Source organism: Stenotrophomonas sp. YIM B06876, from assembly GCF_030711595.1.
In the GTDB taxonomy this organism is placed as follows: domain Bacteria; phylum Pseudomonadota; class Gammaproteobacteria; order Xanthomonadales; family Xanthomonadaceae; genus Stenotrophomonas.
Map to the genome: position 1 here is coordinate 1 of NZ_JAUJUJ010000501.1, position 587 is coordinate 587.

The window sequence follows — 587 nt, forward strand, 5'->3', positions numbered from 1 at the left end:
GATGCGCCAGTTCGAGGTGGTGGGCAACGTCTCGCTGGCCTTCTTCCTGGCCATGGCGCTGATGTCGATGAAGCTCTGGGAGCTGGCCCAGGTGGCTGGCCCGCTACTCGTCATCCTGCTGGTGCAGACGGCGGTGATGTTCGCCTACGCCTACTGGGTCACCTTCCGCGTCATGGGCAGCGACTACGACGCCGCCGTCATCGCCGCCGGCCACTGCGGCTTCGGCATGGGCGCCACGCCCAACGCCATGGCCAACATGCAGGCCTTCACGGCCGCCAACGGCCCGTCGATGAAGGCGTTTTTCGTGATCCCGCTGGTGGGCTCGCTGTTCATCGACTTCTTCAATGCGGTGATCATCACGNTGCGGCTTCGGCATGGGCGCCACGCCCAACGCCATGGCCAACATGCAGGCCTTCACGGCCGCCAACGGCCCGTCGATGAAGGCGTTTTTCGTGATCCCGCTGGTGGGCTCGCTGTTCATCGACTTCTTCAATGCGGTGATCATCACGGGGTTCTTGAATTACCTGAAGTAGGGTGGGCCCGGGATAGGGCGGTGCACCTCAAATCACCCGCTCCCACACCAGCAG

At 63.7% G+C, this 587-nt stretch carries 1 protein-coding gene and 1 pseudogene; both read left to right on the top strand.

The annotated features are described in order from the left end of the window. A pseudogene (locus QZH66_RS19095) lies at nt 1–358 on the top strand (sodium/glutamate symporter); the annotation flags it as partial. 16 nt (nt 359–374) lie between these two features. Continuing rightward, on the top strand, nt 375–533 hold the full coding sequence (locus tag QZH66_RS19100) for a hypothetical protein (RefSeq protein ID WP_345783882.1): 159 nt from the start codon (nt 375–377) through the stop codon (nt 531–533). Nucleotides 534–587: the final 54 nt, after the last annotated feature.

Bases quoted from the DNA above. Each gene is read 5' to 3' on its own strand.
- QZH66_RS19100 (WP_345783882.1), top strand. From the start codon at position 375: ATGGGCGCCACGCCCAACGCCATGGCCAACATGCAGGCCTTCACGGCC.